Raw genomic sequence first — 20496 nt, 5'->3', positions numbered from 1 at the left:
GAGGGTCCGGACCCACTCCTGGTTGAACGCGCGCTCGTCGTCGGTCAGCTGCCACACCGAAGGCGAGGGCCACAGGGCGCCGAGGGCCCTTCCCCGTACGGCGGGACGATCCGGCGGCCCGGCGACGTTCGAACCCGCGCGAGATCGGATACGTCAAACAGGTATGCGGATGATGACGGCGACACTGGCGACCGGATCCCTGCTACTGAGCCTGGGCTGCGGCAACGCTCCGAGCGCCACGACCACGAGCCCTGTGCCCGAACCCCCCGTCGCGTCGAGCGTCGGCTCGGCCAGTGCCGGGACCACGCCGGCCAGCGGCCCCTCCCCCACGAAGCCGAAAGGCCACACGATCAAGCCGCACAAGGTGCGGTGGCTGAAGGCGACCCCCTCGCGCGACGGCCGAAAGCTCAAGATCATCTGGTGGTCGGGCGTCGAGCCGTGCAACGTGCTCGACCACGTGAAGGTCAGGGAGACCGCCAAGACCGTGACCGTCACCCTGTACGAGGGGCAGGCCCGCCGGTCGCCGGACGTGGCGTGCATCGAGATCGCCATCCAGAAGACGACGACCGTCAAGCTCAAGGCGCCCCTCGGCAACCGCAAGGTGATCGACGGCGCTCGCCACTGAGCCACTGGGGCCCTGGCGATGCTCGTCACTGAGTCACTGAGTCACTGAGTCACTGAGTCACTGAGCCGCTGGGGCCCTGGCGGCGCCCCGGCGCTAAACCACTGCGGTCGTGAGAGTCGCGCCACCTGCGCTTTTGCTGGAACTCGGGATGAGTGCCGCCCGTTTTCCAGGTATTTACGAGAGATCGACCATCTTTCTTGCCCCTGGATCCACGGAATGCTTCCGGCGCGCGTAGGGTTGAGCCGGTTAGACTCAAGTCGCTTGACAAACAGCCGAGCGGGGTCCAGCATTGAGTCATACAGACTCAACTTTGACTACAAGGACGTACTCATGGCACGTGCGGTAGGTATCGACCTGGGGACGACCAACTCCGTCGTCTCGATCCTCGAGGGCGGTGAGCCCACGGTCATCGCCAACGCGCAGGGCTCGCGGACCACGCCGTCCGTGGTCGCCTTCGCGAAGAACGGCGAGGTCCTCGTCGGCGAGGTGGCCAAGCGGCAGGCCGTCACCAACGTCGACCGGACCATCCGTTCCGTGAAGCGGGAGATGGGCTCCAACTGGAGCGTCGAGATCGACGGCAAGAAGTTCTCTCCCCAGCAGATCAGCGCCTTTGTACTGCAGAAGCTCAAGACGGACGCGGAGGCCTACCTCGGCGAGAAGATCACCGACGCGGTGATCACCGTCCCGGCATACTTCAACGACTCGCAGCGCCAGGCCACCAAGGAGGCCGGCACCATCGCGGGCCTCAACGTGCTGCGCATCATCAACGAGCCCACCTCGGCCGCTCTGGCCTACGGGCTCGACAAGGACAAGGACCAGACCATCCTGGTCTTCGACCTCGGCGGCGGCACCTTCGACGTGTCCCTGCTCGACGTCGGCCAGGAGGACGGCCACGGCTTCGTGGAGGTCAAGGCCACCAGCGGCGACAACCACCTCGGTGGCGACGACTGGGACCAGCGCGTCGTCGACGAACTGGTGACCCGCTTCAAGAACGCCCACGGCGTCGACCTCTCCAAGGACAAGATGGCGCTCCAGCGCCTGCGCGAGGCCGCCGAGAAGGCCAAGATCGAGCTGTCGGCGCAGACCGAGACCTCGGTCAACCTGCCCTACATCACCGCCTCCGCCGAGGGCCCGCTCCACCTTGAGGAGAAGCTGACCCGCTCGGAGTTCCAGCGCATCACCTCCGACCTGCTTGAGCGCTGCAAGGGCCCGTTCCACCAGGTCATCAAGGACGCCGGCATCAAGGTCGCCGACATCGCCCACGTGGTGCTCGTCGGCGGGTCCACCCGCATGCCGGCCGTCAGCGAGCTGGTGAAGGAGCTGACCGGCGGCAAGGAGCCCAACAAGGGCGTCAACCCCGACGAGGTCGTCGCCATCGGCGCCGCCCTCCAGGCCGGCGTCCTCAAGGGCGAGGTCAAGGACGTCCTGCTTCTCGACGTCACCCCGCTGAGCCTCGGCATCGAGACCAAGGGCGGCATCTTCACCAAGATCATCGAGCGCAACACCACGATCCCGACCAAGCGGTCGGAGGTCTTCACCACCGCCGAGGACAACCAGCCGTCGGTGCAGATCCAGGTGTTCCAGGGTGAGCGCGAGATCGCGGCCTACAACAAGAAGCTGGCCACCTTCGAGCTGACCGGCATCGCCCCGGCGCCGCGCGGCATCCCGCAGATCGAGGTCACCTTCGACATCGACGCCAACGGCATCGTCAACGTCGGCGCCAAGGACCTCGGCACCGGCAAGGAGCAGTCGATGACGATCACCGGCGGCTCGGCGCTGCCGAAGGACGACATCGAGCGCATGATGCGCGAGGCCGAGTCCTACGCCGAGGAGGACAAGCAGCGCCGCGACGACGCCGAGACGCGCAACAACGCCGACGCCCTCGCCTACCAGACCGAGAAGTTCCTCCGCGAGAACGACGAGAAGGTCCCGGCCGAGGTCAAGACCGAGGTCGAGGAAGCCCTCTCCGAGCTCAAGAAGACGCTGGAGGGCACCGACTCGGCCGCCATCCGCGCCTCCGCCGAGAAGCTCGCCACGGTCAGCCAGAAGATGGGTTCGGCGATCTACGCCCAGTCGCAGGCCTCCGGAGAGGCCCCGGCCGACGCCGCCGGCGCCACCGGTGCGCCCGGAGCCGGTGCCAAGTCCTCCGACGACGACGTCGTCGAGGCCGAGATCGTCGACGACGAGCCGAAGCGGGAGGGCGGTGCCGCGTGACGTCCCCAACCTCTGGGAGCGAGCACGAAGGCCTGGTGATCCGCGACAACCGGCGCATCGACCCCGAGACCGGGGAGGTGCGTGAGGGGGCGGGCAAGACGACCGGCAAGTCGTCGCCCGCCGCCCCGGCCGAGGCGCCCAAGCCGGACGACGGTCTGGCCGCCGACCTGACCGCGCAACTCGCCGAGCGCACGGCCGACCTCCAGCGGCTCCAGGCCGAGTACTCCAACTACCGCAAGCGCGTCGAGCGCGACCGGGTCGTCGTCCGCGAGCAGGCGGTCGCCAACGTGCTGACCGAGCTGCTCCCGGTGCTCGACGACATCGGCAGGGCGCGCGACCACGGCGAGCTCACCGGCGGGTTCGCGAAGGTGAGCGAGGCGCTGGAGAGCTCGGTGGGCAAGCTGGGCCTCACGACCTTCGGCACCAAGGGCGACGCGTTCGACCCGACCGTGCACGAGGCGCTGATGCACAGCTACTCCTCCGAGGTCACCGAACCCACCTGCGTCGAGATCCTCCAGCCCGGCTACCAGATCGGTGATCGGATCCTGCGCCCGGCGCGGGTCGCCGTCGCCGAGCCCGAGGCGCCGGCGGCCGGCTCGGAGCGGTCCGAGCCGGGGGCGGGCGAGGCGGGGGAAGCCGCGGCCGACCCCGAGGACAATTGAGCGACTACCCCTTTGGCTCGCGAAGGAAGCGATAGATGAGCACCAAGGACTACCTGGAAAAGGACTATTACGCGGTCCTTGGTGTGTCGAAGACCGCCACCGCCGAAGAGATCAAGAAGGCGTACCGGAGACTTGCCAGGAAGTACCACCCGGACGCCAACCAGGGCAACACCGAGACCGAGGCCATGTTCAAGCAGGTCTCGGAGGCCTATGACGTCCTGTCCGACACCAAGCGCCGCAAGGAGTACGACGAGGCGCGCGCGTTGTTCGGGTCGGGTCTCGGCGGGTACGCGGGGGGCGGCGCCCCCCGCGGCGGTGGCGGTTTCCCGTTCGAGTTCGGCGACCTCTTCGGAGGCACCGCGCAGAGCGGAGGAACGGGCGAGCGCATCGGCGACCTGTTCGGCGGGCTGTTCAACCGTGGCGGGCGCCCCAACTCCACGACCGCGACCAGCCGTCCCCGCCGTGGGCAGGACATCGAGTCCGAGGTCACCCTGTCCTTCACCGAGGCGGTCGACGGCACCACGGTGGCCCTCCGGCTGACCAGCTCATCGGCCTGCACTGCCTGCCACGGCACGGGCGCCAAGGCCGGCACGACCCCGAGGGTCTGCCCGACCTGTGAGGGCACCGGAGCGGCCAGCCGCAACCTCGGCAACTTCGCCTTCTCCGAGCCGTGCCGCGACTGCAAGGGCCGAGGGCTGCTCGTCGACGATCCCTGCCCGGTGTGCGAGGGCAGCGGGCGCGGCAAGAGCACCCGCACGCTCCAGGCCCGCATCCCCGCCGGGGTGGCCGACGGCCAGCGCATCCGGCTCAAGGCCAAGGGCGCGCCCGGCGAGAACGGCGGGCCCGCCGGCGACCTGTACGTCCAGATCCACGTGAAACCACACACGATCTTCGGCCGCTCGGGCGACAACCTCACCATCACCGTGCCGGTGACCTTCACTGAGGCGGCTCTCGGCGCCGAGATCAGGGTACCGATCCTGCAGGGCCTGCCCGTGACGCTGAGGATCCCCGAAGGCACGCCCAACGGCCGCACATTCCGCGTGCGCGGCCGGGGTGTCACCCGCAAAGACGGCACCAAGGGTGATCTGCTCGTCACCGTGGAAGTGGCGGTGCCCCAGCACCTCGACGACAAGGAAAGGTCCGCCCTGGAGGAGTTCCGGTCGGTCTCCGACTCGGCAGACCCCCGGGCCGACCTGCTCAAACAGGCGAGTAGCGAGTAGCCCGAAGGGAGGCGACGCCGATGGACGCCAACTACTTCGACCTGTCCGACGACACTCCCGTGTACGTCATCTCGGTCGCCGCCCAGCTTTCCGGGCTGCACCCGCAGACACTCCGGCAGTACGACCGTCTCGGTCTGGTCAGCCCGGGCCGTACGGCCGGCCGGGGCCGGCTCTACTCCACACGCGACATCGTGATGCTGCGCGAGGTCCAGCGGCTCTCCCAGGAGGAGGGCATCAACCTGGCCGGCATCAAGCGCATCCTGGTCCTGGAGACCGAGAACCTCCGCATGCGCGAGGAGATCAGCCGCCTCCGGGGCGAGATGGCGATGATCCGAGCACTGATCCAGTACCAGCTCCCGCCCGCGTGAGGGCATCCACGCCGAGTTCCCGGGCGCGACCCGCACCGGGGTCTGCGGCGCACATATAGCGAAGCGGCGCGGCACCGCCGGCCCGGCGAGCGTCCGGCCGGCCGCCATGCGAGAAAGGCGAGGAACCGTGGACTACAAGCTGACGCGAAAGAGCCAGGACGCCCTGTCGGGAGCCGTCCGGCGCGCCGCCGCCGAGGGTCACCCCGAGGTCGCCCCGGCCCACCTGTTCACCAGCCTCCTCGCCCAGAACGACGGCACCGCCGTACACCTGCTGGAGGCCGTCGGCGCCGACTGGAAGGCCCTGCGCACCGAGGCCGAGCAGCAGCTCGAACAGCTTCCGAAGGCCCAGGGCTCGACGGTCAGCGCGCCGACCTCCTCCCGCCAGTTGCTGGTCGCGCTCAACACCGCGGCGGCCCGTGCCAAGCAGCTTGAGGACGAGTACGTCTCCACCGAGCACCTGCTGGTCGGCCTCGCCACCGACGGCGGCCAGGTCGCCCAGTTGCTCAAGTCACGGGGCGCCACCCCGAGTGCCCTGCTGGACGCCTTCGAGAAGGTGCGCGGCCACGCCAGGGTCACCAGCGAGAGTCCTGAGGACACCTACCGCGCCCTGGAGAAGTACGGCGTCGACCTCACCGAGCAGGCGAGGGCCGGCAAGCTCGACCCGGTCATCGGCCGCGACAACGAGATCCGCCGCGTCATCCAGGTGCTGAGCCGCCGTACCAAGAACAACCCGGTGCTGATCGGCGAGCCGGGCGTCGGCAAGACCGCCGTGGTCGACGGCCTCGCCCAGCGCATCGTGGCCGGCGACGTCCCCGAGAGCCTGCGCGGCAAGCGCCTGGTCTCGCTCGACCTCGGCGCGATGGTCGCGGGCGCCAAGTTCCGCGGCGAGTTCGAGGAGCGGCTCAAGGCCGTGCTGAACGAGATCAAGGAGAGCGACGGCCAGGTCGTCACCTTCATCGACGAGCTGCACACCATGGTCGGCGCGGGCGCCGCCGAGGGCGCGATGGACGCCGGCAACATGCTCAAGCCCATGCTGGCCCGGGGCGAGCTGCGCATGATCGGCGCGACCACCCTCGACGAGTACCGCGAGCGCATCGAGAAGGACCCCGCGCTGGAGCGGCGCTTCCAGCAGATCTACGTCGGCGAGCCGACCGTCGAGGACACCATCGCGATCCTGCGCGGCCTCAAGGGGCGCTACGAGGCCCACCACAAGGTGCAGATCTCCGACAGCGCCCTGGTGGCCGCCTCCACGCTCTCCGACCGCTACATCACCGCGCGTTTCCTGCCCGACAAGGCGATCGACCTGGTCGACGAGGCCGCCAGCCGCCTCCGCATGGAGATCGACTCCCGTCCCGTCGAGATCGACGAGCTCCAGCGGGCCGTCGACCGGCTCAAGATGGAGGAGCTCGCCCTCACCAAGGAGACCGACGAGGCCGGCATCCAGCGCCTGGAGAAGCTCCACAAGGAGCTGGGCGACCGCCAGGAGGACCTCGACGCCCTCGTGGTCCGCTGGCAGAAGGAGAAGGCCGGGCTCAACCGGGTGGGCGAGCTGAAGAAGCAGCTCGACGAGGCCCGCTCCGCTGCCGAGCGCGCCCAGCGCGACGGCGACTTCGAGGCGGCCTCCCGCATGATGTACGGCGACGTGCCCCGCCTTGAGAAGGAGCTGGAGGAGGCGAGCGCCCAGGCCCAGCCCGAGGACCCCATGGTCAAGGAGGAGGTCGGCGCCGACGACATCGCCCAGGTGATCTCCGCGTGGACCGGCATCCCCGCCGGGCGCCTCCTGGAGGGTGAGACGGCCAAGCTGCTCCGCATGGAGGACGAGCTGGGCAGAAGGCTCGTCGGGCAGCGCGAGGCCGTGCAGGCCGTCTCGGACGCCGTACGGCGCGCGCGGGCGGGCGTGGCCGACCCCGACCGGCCGACCGGCTCGTTCCTGTTCCTCGGCCCCACCGGCGTCGGCAAGACCGAGCTGGCCAAGGCCCTCGCGGAGTTCCTGTTCGACGACGAGCGCGCGATGACCCGCATCGACATGAGCGAGTACGGCGAGAAGCACAGCGTGGCCCGCCTGGTCGGCGCCCCGCCCGGCTATGTCGGCTACGAGGAGGGCGGCCAGCTCACCGAGGCGGTGCGGCGCCGGGCGTACACCGTGGTGCTGCTCGACGAGATCGAGAAGGCCCACCCCGAGGTGTTCGACATCCTGCTCCAGGTGCTCGACGACGGGCGGCTCACCGACGGGCAGGGGCGCACGGTCGACTTCCGCAACACGATCCTGATCCTGACCTCCAACATCGGCTCGCAGTACCTCGTCGATCCCACGCTCGACACTTCGGTCAAGCGCGACAAGGTGATGCAGGCGGTCAGGGGTTCGTTCAAGCCCGAGTTCCTGAACCGGCTCGACGACGTGATCCTCTTCGACGCGCTCGGCTCCGAGGAGCTGTCCCAGATCGTCGAGCTGCAGGTGGCGAGGCTCGCGCGGCGGCTGTCCGACCGGCGGCTGAGGCTGACCGTGACGCCCGCGGCACGCGACTGGCTGGCGCTCACCGGCTACGACCCGATGTACGGCGCGCGTCCGCTCCGGCGGCTGGTGCAGTCGGCGATCGGCGACAAGCTCGCCAAGAGCCTGCTGGCGGGCGAGGTGCACGACGGCGACGAGGTCACCGTCGATCTGGACGACGCCGGAGACACCTTGACCGTGCTGGCCTCACGGTAAGGAATTCACCAGCATTGGGTTAACGACCCGCCGACGATCAGCCTCCCTGGCTACGTTCAGTGCTCGTCAAAGCACTGGAAGTAGTCAGGGAGTCTTCATGCGTACGTCACTCAGTATCCGGGGAGTTCTCGCGGTGGCCGCGGTCACGGCGGGCGCCGGCTGGCTAGGCATGGGCAGCGCGCTCGCCGCGACGCCCGCCGAGACCCGCCCGCACACCACGTCGACGGCGGCCGACGTCGCGCCGAACTCCGTCAACGGGCTCAGGCTGCCGTCGCTGCGCGTGTCGGGCCGCGACGGCTACGGCTACCGCGACGGAGGCGACCTGCTCGTCGGTATCGAGCAGATCGGGCGGTCGTCCGGCATGCCCACCCGCACCACCACGGTGGTCGGGCTGACCGATCTCCCCGCCATCGTGCGGAGCACCGGCATCCCCCGTGCCCTGAGGGGACAGAACGTCTACGACGCGACCCGCGGCGGGGGCCTGTCGCACGTGCTCCGGCGCGAGGACCCGCCCGTCCCGGGCGAGGAGGCCGGGCTGGACACGCCGGCGGTGGACCCCGAGCAGAGCCTGGACGTCACCCAGGGCCTGGACCCCGAGCAGAGCCTGGGATCCGCGACGGGCGCGGACGCCACACAGGGCCTGGACGCCACGGGCCTGAACGCCGCGCCAGGCCTGGACGCCCCGCAGGGAACGGGCCCCGCGCCGGCGATCTTCGTACTGCCCGTCGAGCCCCAGACCCCCGCCATCGTGCGCCCGGGCGCCGACGGCACCGTGGTCACCGCCGAGATCCCCTCACTCGGCACGTCCCTCAGGGATCTCCGAGTCCGCTGACGAGCACGCCCGAGGGCGGCCACCAGCGCCGTGCGGGCCGTGGCACTTGGGGGTCACGGCCCGTACGGCCCCTCACGCGACCCGGCCCGTACGGCACATCACGTGGGGGCGCGGCCCAGAACAAGACAGCCCAGAACAAGACGACCCAGCACCAGACGACCGGGCACCAGAGGGCTCAGCACGAGACGTCGAGGAGCGCGTCGATGTCGTCCTCGGGGAGGCCGAGGTCGACACGGATGCGGTAGCGCGTGCGCAGGAGCGCCTCACGCGTGCCGCCGCTCGTGCCGTCGCCCGCGAGGACTCCCTGGGTGGCCCACTCGTGCGCCCCGTCGAGGTCGCCGTAGGCCAGCAGGGTCTCGGCGACGTTCAGTGCGGTGCCGGGGTCCACCGGCCCGTCCGCCTTGATCGAGGCGACCAGCTCCTGGGCCTCGTCGGGGCGGTCGAGCTCGAACAGGGTGTCGGCGATGCCGGCCCGGGGGTCGACGCTCACCTCACCCCCGTCGTCCAGCGCCCGCTGGAAGCATTCGAGAGCTCTCGCCGGCTGGCCCGCCTGCCGCCACTCCTCGGCGGCCAGCACCAGGATCGCGGCACGGGACACCTCACCGGACGCGTAGCCGCGCGCCAGATCGTCGAGCCTCCCGGCGAGAGCCCCGTGATCATCGTGCAGGAGCGCCTGTTCGAGCAGCCGATCAAGCTGCCCACGTGTCACATGTGCCACAAGACGAGATTACCGAGCGCCGCTCAACTATGCGCGGACAACAGCAGGCATTGCTCCAGTACTGATTCGCACATGTTTGACTACGCTCCGCGTGTCGACCGAGGCGAGCGGGCATATTTGCTCCGCCTGGAAGGTCACAAACGCCGTTCGAGGAGCTGCGATGGACATGTCCTGGCAGACGACCTTCGCCCTCGCCTGCGCCGCCGTGTTCGCCGCGATCGTCCCGGGAACCCTCGGATACACCAGCGCCCGGCTGGAGACCGCCGCCCAGCAGCGCCAGGAGCTCGTCCGGTTACGCGCTGAGCTCCAGACGGCCCGGCAGGCCGTCCAGCAGGTGTCCACGCCCTGCAAGGCGCAGGCCAGGAGCGGCGACTCGACGGCGACCGGCCCCTCCGACGACCAGGCGGTCCCCGCCCCGGGCCACCCGCAGGCGAAGTCGGACACCTCCGTGGACCCGCCCGCCGACGCGCCGGGCACGGACCCGGAGCTCGATCCGGGTCTCGGCCCAAGGGGTCAGGAGTAGCCGCGGAGGACCTCGCGCAGCCGTACGGCGAAGGCCTTCGGATGGGTCGTGGGCCCGTTGTGCCCGCCGGGGAACTCCGCCACCCCGGTCCCGAGGTGGCGTGCCAGCTCCTGGACGCACTGGAAGTCGAAGAACCCCCGCGACGTCGTACGTCCCGCCGCGGGCACGACGCGGACCTGTGCCGCCTTCAGCGCGGCGAGGTCCGCGACGTCCACCTCGCAGCGGCGCATCGCGGGGATGTCGTACGTGAAGAAGAACTTCATGTCGGCGATGCGCTGCCTGGAGAGCGGCGGAGGCAGCTCGACGTCGGGCTCCCTCCCTTCGGAGCCGGAGCCGGTGATCTCCGCCAGCTTCTTGAACGCGGCGCCCCAGCCTTCACCGCGGAAGGTCTCCTCCAGTTCGTCGAGGACGCGTTCCGTGCCGGCCCGCGCGGGCTCGGGCAGGAGCCGGACCGCGGGAGGCTCGTGGGCGACCAGCGTGCCGATCTGGTGCGGGTGACGTGCGGTCAGCGTGAGCCCGACGAGGCCGCCGAAGCTGGAGCCGAACACGATCGCGGGCTCGGCGGTCAGCGCGGCCAGCAGGCGATGGGCGTCGTCGGCGTGCGTCTCCATCGTCAGCGGGCCCGCCGGATCGTCGGGCGTGCTCCGTGACAGGCCCCGGCGGTCGTAGGTCACCACCGTGTAGTCGGCGGCGAGCCGCGTGACCAGACCGCCCGTGCGCCCGGCGTCGCCCTCCCCGCCCTGCGACACGAGCAGGAGCGGCCCCGACCCGTGTACCTCGTAGTAGATACGGGCACCGGGCACGGCCAGCATGTCGCTCTCGACGAAGCTCATCGGTCTCCTCCCCTGCGGGGGGATACCCACCCTCAGCCGTGCCTGCCCTCCCGCCACTCACCGACCACCACCGCCGCGCCGGCGACGGTCCCCGTTGTTCAGGCTGAGCGCGCGCCCCGCCTGAGCTGGCTGGAAAGGTATTCGCGGATCAGGCGCTTGGCCTCCTCGATGAGAGGGGGCCAGCCCATCGGGTCGCGGCGGAACGCCAGCGCGAGCACCGCGCCACCGGCCTCGACGGCGACGGTGAGGCTCAGGTCGAGCTCCTCGCTGTCGGCCATGCCGAACTCCGCGAGGAGCAGGCCGCGGAGCCGCCCGGCGATCACGGTGTTGTTCTCGGAGACCGAGTCGAGGAGGTTGAGGTCGACGGCGTCGCCGAAGCGGAGCGAACGGAAACCTGGAACGGTCCTGTGCATGTCGACGTACTCGCCGATGATGGCGTCGACCGCGTGCCACCAGCCGGGATAGTCCTCGGTCATGAAGCGCCTACCGACGCGGGCGATGAACAGCTCCACGTTGCGCTGGGTGAGCGCCTGGGTGATCGCCCGCTTGTCGGGGAAGAACTGGTACACCGAGCCGATCGCGACGTCGGCCCGCTCGGCTATGCGCGTGGTCGAGAGGGCCTCATAGCCGATCTCGTCGAGCAGCTCGGCACAGGCGTCGAGCATGCGTTCGACACGCCGCGCACTACGGCGTTGGGACGGTTTACGACGCAGCGGGGCCTGTTCGTCGCAATGATCAGCGGGCGGGCCGGACACAGAATTCATATTGCCTCTTCCAGGTCCAGCGGTCAGTCCTTCCCGGCCAGTCGTCCTATATCGGAAGCCGCAATTCGGGCGAGCCCCCGCATCAGCCCCGGGGACAGGCGCGACAGCGCGTACCCTATCTTGCCCTCGGCGTTCACCGGGACCACCGCGGTGTTGTGGTGGACGGCCCGCAGGATGTGCGCGGCGACCCGCTCCGGCGGGTACCCGCGCTTCCGGAGCGCCCGCTCGCTCAGCGACCGGTCTCCCCCTCGGTACGTCGCGTTGCCGGCGATCGCGGTGGAGATGAACCCGGGGCAGATCACGCTCACGCCGATGCCCTTGCCCGCCAGCTCGGCGCGAAGGCAGTCGCTGAGCATCTTCACGGCGGCCTTGGACGTCGAGTACGCGGGCAGCAGCCGCGACGGCGCGAAGGCGGCGAGCGAGGCGATGTTGACGATGTGCCCGCCCTCGCCGCGCTCGACCATCTGCCGCCCGAACAGGCGGCATCCGTGGATGACGCCCCAGAGGTTGACGCCGATGGTCTGTTCCCAGTCGGCCAGCTCGTGGTCCAGGAAGGGGCCGGCCACGGCGATACCGGCGTTGTTGACCACGATGTCCGGGGTGCCGTGCTCGTCCCGCACGGCCGTGGCGAACCGTTCCATCTCGTCCGCGCGGGAGACGTCGACCTGGTAGGCGTGGGCGGTTCCGTAGAGGCGCCCGATCTCGCCGGCCGTACGGCGGGCGGCGTCGAGGTCGAGGTCCGCGCAGACCACCTCGGCGCCGTGGGACGCGAAGGCCCGGGCCGTGGCCCTGCCGATGCCGCTTCCCGCTCCGGTGACGACCACGAGCCGCTGGTCGTACGGCTTGCGCCTCTCAGTGACCCGCATACGCCCCACTCCACACCCTGGAAGGCTGTTGGACAAGATGTCCAAAGCTAGGACGTGAAGAAAGCCTTCCTCAGGCCTTGGATTCCAGCCCCGCGCAGCTCCGCAGGGCCTTCCAGCTCGTCACGGCCTGCTGCTTGGCCGCGCCGGTCACGGGGAGCGGGATGCCCCCGCTGATGCGCGCCGGAGTCCACTGGTCCTTGAGCACCTTCCTGCCGTTGATCGTCAGCGTCAGCACGCCCGTCGCGCCGGTCTCCGGTCCGGAGTTGTAGAAGACGAAGTTCCCCATCCCGTAGTTGACGTAGCGGCCCTGGAGGTACCCGCTGCCGAGCAGGATGTGGGCGTGACCGCCGATGATCACGTCGGCGCCCGCCGCGATCAGCTTGGGCGCGAGGTCCCGCTGCGCGGGGTTCGGGCATTTCTGCAGCTCGGTGCCCCAGTGGAGATGGACGATCACGGTGTCGGAGGTCTTGCGGGCCTGCTTGACGGCCTGGATGAGCCGCTCCTCGTTCTTGGCCGAGGCGAGACCGCCCTGGGTGTTCGTGGCCGTCCACGACTGGATGAACTCGGAGTCCAGCACCTGGGTGGCGCCGATGATGGCGACCCGGTTGCCGTTGACGGTCCTGCGGAACGGCTTGTACGCCTCCGCAGCGTTCTTCCCGATGCCGACGATCGGGAACTTCGAGCTGCGAATGGCCGCCAGGGAGTCGCGCAGCCCCGTCTGCATGTAGTCCATGCCGTGGTTGTTGGCCATGGAGGCGACGTCGACGCCCGCCGCCTTCAGCGCGGTCAGCGCGCTCGGCGGCGCGCGGAAGGTGAACTGCTTGCCCGGTGCGGGGGTGCCGCCCGTGGTGATGGCGGTCTCCAGGTTGACCATGGCCAGGTCGGACCGCCGCAGCACCGAGGAGATCGGGCCGAGGGCGGTGCGCGGGGCGGCGAGGCGGTTTCTGAGCACGCCCTCGAAGTGCACGTCGCCACCGAAGGAGATGGTGAACGGTCTGCGCTGCGGCTTGTCCTTGGCGGGCGCCAACGTCGGCGTGGAGGCGGTCGAACCGGTCTCTTTGGTGTCAGGACCGGCCGACTCCGCGGCCGAGCAAGCTGCCGCCGGCACGGCGGCGAACGAGGCCGCCAGGGCGACGGCGACGAAACGCCGGGCGCGTGCTCCGGCGAGGGGCAACTTCGGCGAATCGGACAGGACGGATGTGACGGGGTGACTTCTCATCGCTCCAAGAGCATGCCATCTTCCGCCCGTAGATGGACACCGCCACCCCAGACCGATCGACAATCGCCAAACTGGGATGATTCCTTCACTTGAATGATTCAGGTTTAGCGCCTAGGGTGCAGGTAGTGGGTGATGTGGAGCGACTTCGTGACGCCGGGCTACGGGTGACCGCCGCCCGAGTCGCGATCATGCGCACCGTTCGAGCGGGTGACCACCTCGATGTGGACGCCATCCACCGCGGTGTGCGCGACCGGGTCGGCCAGGTGTCCCTCCAGGCCGTCTACGACGGGTTGCACGCATTGCACCGCGCCGGGCTCCTTCACAAGATCGAGCCCATGGGCAGTCCGGCCCGCTACGAGGCCCGGGTGGGCGACAACCACCACCACCTCGTCTGCCGCCGGTGTGGCACGGTGACCGACGTCGACTGCGCGACCGGGAAGGCACCCTGCCTCGACCCCGTGGACGCCGCCGGCTTCCTCGTCGAAGAGGCCGACGTCATCTATTGGGGCACCTGCCCCGACTGCCGATCCCCAGGCGATTGACCGCCGCGCCCCGATACTTCAGCGGAGTTCAGGGCATTAGCCGTACTCCATCAACGACGACACGGAGGACCGCGCGATGACCGACCGGCCCATCACCACCACGGACGCTGGCATTCCCGCGCCGAGCGACGAGTTCTCGCTCTCCGTCGGCCCCAATGGCCCCCTGCTGCTGCAGGACCACTACGTCATCCAGAAGATGGCCCAGTTCAACCGTGAACGGGTTCCCGAGCGCGTGGTGCACGCCAAGGGCGGCGGCGCCCACGGCGTGCTGCGGATCACCGAGGACATCAGCCAGTACACCAAGGCCGGCCTGTTCCAGAAGGGGAAGGAGACCGACCTCTTCATCCGCTTCTCCTCGGTGGCGGGCGAGCTCGGCAGCCCCGACACCCAGCGTGACCCCCGCGGCTTCGCGATCAAGTTCTACACCGACGAGGGCAACTACGACCTCGTCGGCAACAACACCCCGATCTTCTTCATCCGGGACCCCTCGAAGTTCTCGGACTTCATCCACAGCCAGAAGCGGCGCGCGGACACCAACCTGCGCGACCACAACATGCAGTGGGACTTCTGGACGCTGTCCCCCGAGTCGGCCCACCAGGTCACCTTCCTCATGACCGACCGCGGCACGCCGGCCAGCTGGCGGCACATGCACGGCTTCGGCTCGCACACGTTCCTCTGGTACAACGCGAGCGGCGAGAAGTTCTGGGTGAAGTACCACTTCAAGACCGACCAGGGCGTGGAGAACTTCACCGACGCCGAGGCCGGCGCCGTGATCGCGCAGGACGCCGACCACCACATCCGCGACCTGCACACCGCGATCAGGAACGGCGACCACCCGTCCTGGACCGTCAACGTGCAGATCATGCCGTTCGAAGAGGCCGCGGACTACCGCTTCAACCCCTTCGACCTGACCAAGGTGTGGCCACACGGCGACTATCCCGAGATCACGATCGGCAGGTTCACCCTCAACCGCAACCCGGAGAACTACTTCGCCGAGGTCGAGCAGGCCGCCTTCGAGCCGGCCAACCTCGTGCCGGGCATCGGCGCGTCCCCGGACAAGATGCTCCAGGGCCGGCTGTTCTCCTACCCCGACACCCATCGCTACCGCATCGGGGCGAACTACCTCCAGCTCCCGATCAACCAGCCCAAGTCGCCCGTCCACAGCTACAACAAGGACGGCGCGATGCGCTACAGCAACCCGGGCGACCCGGTGTACGCGCCGAACACCGCCGGCGGCCCCGCGGCCGACCCGGCGTTCTTCGCGGGCGAGAACTACCAGGTGGCGGGCGAGATCATCCGTAGCGCCTACCAGAAGCACGCGGAGGACGACGACTTCGTCCAGCCGCGCGCCCTGTGGGAGAACGTCCTGTCGGAAACCGACCGCTCGCACCTCGTGAGCAACATCGTCGGCCACGCCTCCGCCCCGGAGGTCACCGGCGACATGAAGAAGCGCGTCGTGGAGTACTGGACCAACGTCCACAAGGATCTCGGCGACAGCGTCGCCAACGGTCTGGGCGTTCTCTGACCGCCAGACGACCGCCAGACGACCGCCAGACGACCGCTGGACGAGCAGCCGCCTGGAGAGGCCGGGCCGAAGGCTGCCACCTCACGGCCCGGCGGGGGGTTGAGAACACAGAATCCGAGAACCGCCGAAGGGCGTCTCTGATCGCGCGACCACGGTACCAAGCCGGTCCTTTGATTCTCAGGGTTTGTGGTCCACAGTCCTCCACAGACGCTCCGGCCGTTCCACGGGCAGGCCGCCTCGCCCTTCCATGCGAGCGGCATGCGCGGTAAAGATGGGTCTGTCCCTCGAACCCAGGAGGCGGACCATGCGTACGGCGCACCGAACGTGCCCGCTCTGCGAAGCCGTCTGCGGCCTCACGATCACGCTGGACGACGGCGACCATGTGGTCGACGTGCGAGGGGACGCCGCCGACCCCTTCAGCAAGGGGTTCGTCTGCCCCAAGGGCGCGAGCCTCGGCCGTCTGGACGAGGACCCTGACCGCCTGAGCGGGCCGCTGATCCGCGAGGGCGGCCAGTGGCGCGAGGCGAGCTGGGAGGAGGCCTTCGCGGCGGTCGAGCGCGGCCTCGCTGCCGTACCCGGACCTTCGCGCGGCGTGTACCTCGGCAACCCGAGCGCGCACACGATGGCCGGAGCGCTGTACGGGGCTCCGCTGATCCGCAGCCTGGGCACCCGGCAGGTCTACTCCGCCAGTACCGCGGACCAGATGCCCAAGCACGTGGCGGCGGGCCTGATGTTCGGCCACCCGCTCGCGATCCCGGTGCCGGACCTCGACCGCACCGGTTACCTGCTCATGCTCGGCGCCAACCCGCTGGAGTCGAACGGCTCGCTCTGCACCGCCCCCGACTTCCCCGGACGCCTGAAGGCGCTCCGCAAGCGGGGAGGGCGCCTGGTCGTCGTCGACCCACGCCGCACGCGCACGGCCGCGCTCGCGGACGAGCACGTCTTCATCCGCCCGGGAACCGACGCCTACCTGCTGATGGGCATCGCCCACACGCTGTTCGCCGAGAAGCTCACGAACGTCCGCGTACCGGTGAGCGGGCTGGCCGAGGTCGAGGCGGCGGTGGCCGGATTCACCCCCGAGTCCTGCGCCACCGCGTGCGGGGTGCCCGCCGAGCTGATCGTACGGCTGGCGCGCGAGCTGGCCGCCGCCCCCACCGCCGCCGTGTACGGCCGCATCGGCACCTGCACGGTGGAGTTCGGCACGATCGCGCAGTGGCTGGTCGACGTGGTGAACGTGCTGACCGGCAACCTCGACCGGCCCGGGGGCGCCATGTTCCCCCGTCCGGCCACCGAGGCCCCGCGCAGGCGCAGGCCGTACGCCATCGGACGCTGGCACAGCCGCGTGCGCCACCTGCCCGAGGCCAACGGGGAACTGCCGGTGGCGACGCTGGCCGACGAGATCGAGACGCCCGGCGAGGGACGGATCAGGGCGCTGATCACGGTCGCGGGCAACCCGGTCCTGTCGGCGCCGAACGGCTCGCGACTGGACCACGCCCTCGCCGGGCTGGACTTCATGGTCAGCGTCGATCCCTACCTGAACGAGACGACGCGGCACGCGCACGTCATCCTTCCTCCGCCCCGCGTGACGCAGGCGGGGCACTACGACTTCGCTCTCCTCGGCTTCGCCGTGCGCGACTACACCCGGTACTCGCCGCCCGTGGTCGCCCTTGAGCCGGGACGGCCCACCGAAGCGGTCATCCTGGCCCGCCTGGCCATGATCGCGTCTGGGCAGGGCGCGGGCGCCGACCCCTCGGCCCTGGACGAGCTGATCCTCGACCAGATGCTCCGCAAGGCCACGGAGACGCCGGGGTCTCCCGTCGAAGGGCGCGACCCGGCGGAGCTGCGAGCCCTGCTCACCGGCTCCAGCGGCGCCGAGCTGCGTCTCGACGCGATGCTGCGCCTCGGCCCGTACGGCGGCTGGGGCGGGGACGACGCACGGGAGCTGACCCTGGAGCGGCTGCTGGAGAACCCGCACGGCATCGACCTCGGCCCTCTGAAGCCCCGCCTCCCCGGCATCCTCAGCACCGCGTCCGGGACCGTCGAGCTGGCCCCGGAGGCGATCCTGGCCGACGTCGAACGGCTCCGCGAGGCGCTCGCGAGAGAGGCGGGCGGCTTCGTCCTGATCGGGCGGCGGCACCTGCGCTCCAACAACAGCTGGATGCACAACGTGGCCCCGCTGGTGGGCGGCACCAACCGCTGCACGCTCCAGATCAACCCGGAGGACGCCGCCGAGCTCGGGCTGGCCGAGCGGGCCGTCGTACGGTCGGCGGCGGGCGAGCTGACCGTACGGCTCGAACCGACGGACACGATCATGCGAGGGGTGGTGAGCCTGCCCCACGGCTGGGGACACGCGGGCACCGCGCAGCTCGTCGCGGCCAAGAACGCCGGCGTGAGCGCCAACACTCTGACGGACGAGTCGATCGTCGACCCGCTGTCAGGAAACGCGGTGTTCAACGGGGTGCCGGTCACGCTCACGCCCGCCTGATCGGAGATCAAGGCGCGGGCCTGGGCAAATCCGGGCGCTTCCGGTAATAGGCTGTGGCGGGTGACCACCGTGCCCGATAAGGAACGTCTGCTGGCCCAGGTCGGTTTCGCCGTTGAAATCGACAAGTTGAAGCGCGTGCTCCGCCGCAACACCCTGATGGACGGCTCTCGCAGGGAGAACGACGCCGAGCACTCGTGGTACCTCGGGATGCTGGCCATGGTCCTCGGCGAGCACGCGCCACCCGGCACCGACCTCGACCGTGTCTCGGCCATGCTGCTCGTGCACGACATCGTCGAGATCGACGCGGGCGACACGTTCATCTACGACCTCGCGGCGGTCGAGCTGCAGGAGAAGGCCGAGCGCGCCGCGGCCGACCGCATCTTCGGCCTGCTGCCCGAGGACCAGACCACCGCACTGCGTGCCCTGTGGGAGGAGTTCGAGGAGCGCAAGACCCCCGAGGCCAAGTTCGCCAAGGCCCTCGACCGGCTGGCCCCGATGATGGCCAACCACCACAACGAGGGCGGAAGCTGGGTACGCCACGGGGTCACCATCGATCAGGTGATGGAGAAAGTCGAGATCATCCGGGAGGGCTCACCCGCCCTCGGCGACTACGCCACCGAGATTGTCGAGCTGTCGGTGGCCCGAGGCCATCTGGCCCGGAGCCGCGCGTAGTCGCCTTCGCGGTGTTCTCTTCGGCTCTGGGGGGTAGGTCCCCTAGGGCGAGAGGGGGCGAAAGTGGAGGAAACTTCGAAGGCCATCAACTCGCGACGCCGTACGCTCAGGGAATCCCTGGGCTTCGGCCGTATGTCACTTCCTGTGGGCGTCACCCATCGCCTTGAGCACGCCAAGGCGCTCGATCGCGTGATCCTGCCGGTGGCGAAGACCATCCGGCGCGGGCTGCCGTCCGGTAGCGCGCTCAGGGACCTGCTGCACGGCGTGCCCACCGGGCATCCCCTGCATCCCCCACTGGCGACCATCAGCCTGGGCTGCTGGACGGCCACGGCGGTGCTCGACCTCATCGACGTGGATCCCCGGGCGTCCCGGGCCGTGCTGGCCACGGGTATCGCCGGCGCCATCCCGGCCGCCGCGGCGGGGCTGACCGACTGGTCGATGCTCCACCTGGAGCAGCAGAGGGTGGGATTCGTCCACGCGCTGGTCAACTTCGCGGCGCTCGGGCTCTACTCGGGGTCGCTCATGCTGCGGCTGTCCGGGAGGCACCAGGCCGGGCGCACGCTCGCGTTCGCCGGTCTCGGCGCGGCCGGCCTGGGCGGCTACCTCGGCGGGCACCTGGCCTACCGCATGGCGGCCGGGCCGACCCACGCGGAGCCGACGACGCACCTCGTGCCGCTCGGCTGGCACGATCTGTGCCGGCTGTGGGACCTGCCCGACGGGCGTCCGGTCTCTCGCCGCCTGGGCTACATCAACCTCTTCGTCCTGCGCCACGGCGCCCAGGTGAAGGTCCTCGCCGATCGCTGCTCGCATCTCGCGGGCCCGCTGCACCAGGGGCGGCTGAAGCTGGAGAACGACGAGGCGTGCGTCGTCTGCCCGTGGCACGGCAGCACGTTCCGCCTGGAGGACGGCGCCGTGGTACACGGCCCCGCCACCGCGCCCCAGCCCGCGTTCGACGTCAACATCCGGGGCGACGGCATCGTCCAGGTCCGCCCCCGCCAGGCCTAGAAAACCGGCAGGCCGTACGGGCCCCGACCGCCGGCAGGGCTTGTACGGCCTCAACCGCTCGCGGGCCGTACGGCCCGAGCCGCCGGGCGGCCGGAGGTCACTCGTCCTCGCGGTCGTCGGCGGCCGGGTACTCGACGAGGGCCAGGATGCGGCTCGCCATGAAGCGGGCGGTCCGCACGGCCGTACCGCTCCTGGTCACCTCGCTGACCTCCACGAGCCCTCTCCGGGTGGCGACGTCGACCCGCCGCCCGGCCTTCGTCGCCACGACCTCGTACGTACGCGGAGCATTGCCCGCGTCTATGACGATCTCGACCCGGTCACCCTTCATATCCAGATAAATACCCACTTGCGGGGGTGGTTAGCCGTACACCAGTTTGACAATCGCGATGATGCCGACGCACACGATGATGCCGCGCAGCACCCGGGCCGGCAGCCTGCGGCCGGCGCGCGCGCCGACGAAACCGCCGACCAGGGAGCCCAGCGAGACCAGCAGCACGGCCCACCAGTCCACGGGCGCGATCAGTGCGAAAAGGACGGCCGCCGTAGCGTTGACCACCAGCGACAGCGCGTTCTTCGCGGCGTTGATCCGTTGCAGGTGGTCGTCGAGGAAGATGCCGAGCAGCCCGATCAGCACCACGCCCTGCGCGGCGCCGAAGTAGCCTCCGTAGACCCCGGCGCCGAACACGCCCAGCCACAGCCACGGTCCGCCGTGCGGG

At 69.9% G+C, this 20496-nt stretch carries 19 protein-coding genes and 1 pseudogene; 13 read left to right on the top strand and 7 right to left on the bottom strand.

Annotated elements, in window-relative coordinates; genetic code table 11:
* The 7 genes and pseudogenes from AB0B89_RS24020 to AB0B89_RS23990 all read left to right on the top strand — a co-directional run.
* Positions 1-625, top strand: a 625-nt coding sequence (locus tag AB0B89_RS24020; RefSeq protein ID WP_358556857.1) for a hypothetical protein, incomplete at its 5' end; no start/stop codon positions are given.
* Positions 626-955: 330 nt separating this feature from the next.
* A complete protein-coding gene (dnaK, locus tag AB0B89_RS24015; protein ID WP_358556854.1) occupies positions 956-2839 on the top strand; it encodes a molecular chaperone DnaK in 1884 nt (627 codons plus the stop codon).
* Entirely contained in the window at positions 2836-3501 is a 666-nt protein-coding gene (gene grpE / locus AB0B89_RS24010; protein ID WP_358556851.1) for a nucleotide exchange factor GrpE, read from the top strand. Before dnaK ends, grpE begins: the two co-directional genes overlap by 4 nt.
* 35 nt (positions 3502-3536) lie before the next feature.
* Positions 3537-4721 carry a molecular chaperone DnaJ gene (gene dnaJ, locus AB0B89_RS24005; RefSeq protein WP_358556848.1) on the top strand — a complete coding sequence of 395 codons (1185 nt, stop codon included), beginning with the start codon at positions 3537-3539 and terminating at the stop codon, positions 4719-4721.
* Positions 4722-4741: 20 nt separating this feature from the next.
* Positions 4742-5029 (top strand): annotated as a pseudogene (locus tag AB0B89_RS24000) (helix-turn-helix transcriptional regulator); the annotation flags it as partial.
* Between the two features lie 187 nt (positions 5030-5216).
* Positions 5217-7796 (top strand): ATP-dependent chaperone ClpB, encoded by a 2580-nt coding sequence (gene clpB / locus AB0B89_RS23995; RefSeq protein WP_358556845.1) that lies wholly within the window; start codon positions 5217-5219, stop codon positions 7794-7796.
* 97 nt (positions 7797-7893) lie between these two features.
* The gene (locus AB0B89_RS23990) at positions 7894-8628 is read left to right on the top strand and encodes a hypothetical protein (RefSeq protein WP_358556842.1); all 735 of its coding nucleotides are present in this window, start codon (positions 7894-7896) and stop codon (positions 8626-8628) included.
* Positions 8629-8803: 175 nt separating this feature from the next.
* Here the strand turns inward: AB0B89_RS23990 and AB0B89_RS23985 are convergent, their stop codons facing one another.
* Positions 8804-9346 (bottom strand): tetratricopeptide repeat protein, encoded by a 543-nt coding sequence (locus AB0B89_RS23985; protein ID WP_358556840.1) that lies wholly within the window; start codon positions 9344-9346, stop codon positions 8804-8806.
* Positions 9347-9506: 160 nt separating this feature from the next.
* On the opposite strand from AB0B89_RS23985, the gene AB0B89_RS23980 reads away from it, so the two are divergent.
* Positions 9507-9869 carry a hypothetical protein gene (locus AB0B89_RS23980; protein ID WP_358556837.1) on the top strand — a complete coding sequence of 121 codons (363 nt, stop codon included), beginning with the start codon at positions 9507-9509 and terminating at the stop codon, positions 9867-9869.
* Here AB0B89_RS23980 and AB0B89_RS23975 read toward each other — a convergent pair.
* From AB0B89_RS23975 to AB0B89_RS23960, 4 genes are all read right to left on the bottom strand, one after another.
* Positions 9860-10702 carry an alpha/beta hydrolase gene (locus tag AB0B89_RS23975; RefSeq protein WP_358556834.1) on the bottom strand — a complete coding sequence of 281 codons (843 nt, stop codon included), beginning with the start codon at positions 10700-10702 and terminating at the stop codon, positions 9860-9862. The genes AB0B89_RS23980 and AB0B89_RS23975 overlap by 10 nt on opposite strands.
* Before the next feature lie 98 nt (positions 10703-10800).
* Positions 10801-11367 carry a TetR/AcrR family transcriptional regulator gene (locus tag AB0B89_RS23970; protein ID WP_358556831.1) on the bottom strand — a complete coding sequence of 189 codons (567 nt, stop codon included), beginning with the start codon at positions 11365-11367 and terminating at the stop codon, positions 10801-10803.
* 122 nt (positions 11368-11489) lie between these two features.
* On the bottom strand, positions 11490-12332 hold the full coding sequence (locus AB0B89_RS23965) for an SDR family NAD(P)-dependent oxidoreductase (protein WP_358556828.1): 843 nt from the start codon (positions 12330-12332) through the stop codon (positions 11490-11492).
* 70 nt (positions 12333-12402) lie between these two features.
* Positions 12403-13551 carry a CapA family protein gene (locus AB0B89_RS23960; protein WP_358556825.1) on the bottom strand — a complete coding sequence of 383 codons (1149 nt, stop codon included), beginning with the start codon at positions 13549-13551 and terminating at the stop codon, positions 12403-12405.
* 116 nt (positions 13552-13667) lie between these two features.
* Between AB0B89_RS23960 and AB0B89_RS23955 the strand changes: the two genes are divergently transcribed.
* The 5 genes from AB0B89_RS23955 (at position 13668) to AB0B89_RS23935 (ending at position 19780) form a co-directional block, all read left to right on the top strand.
* The gene (locus AB0B89_RS23955; RefSeq protein WP_358556822.1) at positions 13668-14093 is read left to right on the top strand and encodes a Fur family transcriptional regulator; all 426 of its coding nucleotides are present in this window, start codon (positions 13668-13670) and stop codon (positions 14091-14093) included.
* 76 nt (positions 14094-14169) lie between these two features.
* A complete protein-coding gene (locus AB0B89_RS23950; RefSeq protein ID WP_358556819.1) occupies positions 14170-15618 on the top strand; it encodes a catalase in 1449 nt (482 codons plus the stop codon).
* A gap of 304 nt (positions 15619-15922) precedes the next feature.
* Positions 15923-18103: a molybdopterin-dependent oxidoreductase gene (locus AB0B89_RS23945; protein ID WP_358556816.1), complete on the top strand. Its 2181-nt coding sequence runs from the start codon at positions 15923-15925 to the stop codon at positions 18101-18103.
* Positions 18104-18163: 60 nt separating this feature from the next.
* The gene (locus AB0B89_RS23940) at positions 18164-18775 is read left to right on the top strand and encodes an HD domain-containing protein (RefSeq protein ID WP_358556813.1); all 612 of its coding nucleotides are present in this window, start codon (positions 18164-18166) and stop codon (positions 18773-18775) included.
* Positions 18776-18838: 63 nt separating this feature from the next.
* Positions 18839-19780 carry a Rieske (2Fe-2S) protein gene (locus AB0B89_RS23935; RefSeq protein ID WP_358556810.1) on the top strand — a complete coding sequence of 314 codons (942 nt, stop codon included), beginning with the start codon at positions 18839-18841 and terminating at the stop codon, positions 19778-19780.
* A 97-nt stretch (positions 19781-19877) separates the two neighbouring features.
* Here the strand turns inward: AB0B89_RS23935 and AB0B89_RS23930 are convergent, their stop codons facing one another.
* On the bottom strand, positions 19878-20108 hold the full coding sequence (locus tag AB0B89_RS23930; RefSeq protein ID WP_358556807.1) for a hypothetical protein: 231 nt from the start codon (positions 20106-20108) through the stop codon (positions 19878-19880).
* 30 nt (positions 20109-20138) lie between these two features.
* The coding region (locus AB0B89_RS23925) for a sulfite exporter TauE/SafE family protein (protein ID WP_358556804.1) at positions 20139-20496 on the bottom strand (358 nt) is incomplete at its 5' end.

It is taken from the genome of Sphaerisporangium sp. NPDC049002, assembly GCF_040649355.1.
GTDB lineage: Bacteria > Actinomycetota > Actinomycetes > Streptosporangiales > Streptosporangiaceae > Sphaerisporangium.
This window is presented reverse-complemented; position numbering and strand designations above follow the sequence as displayed.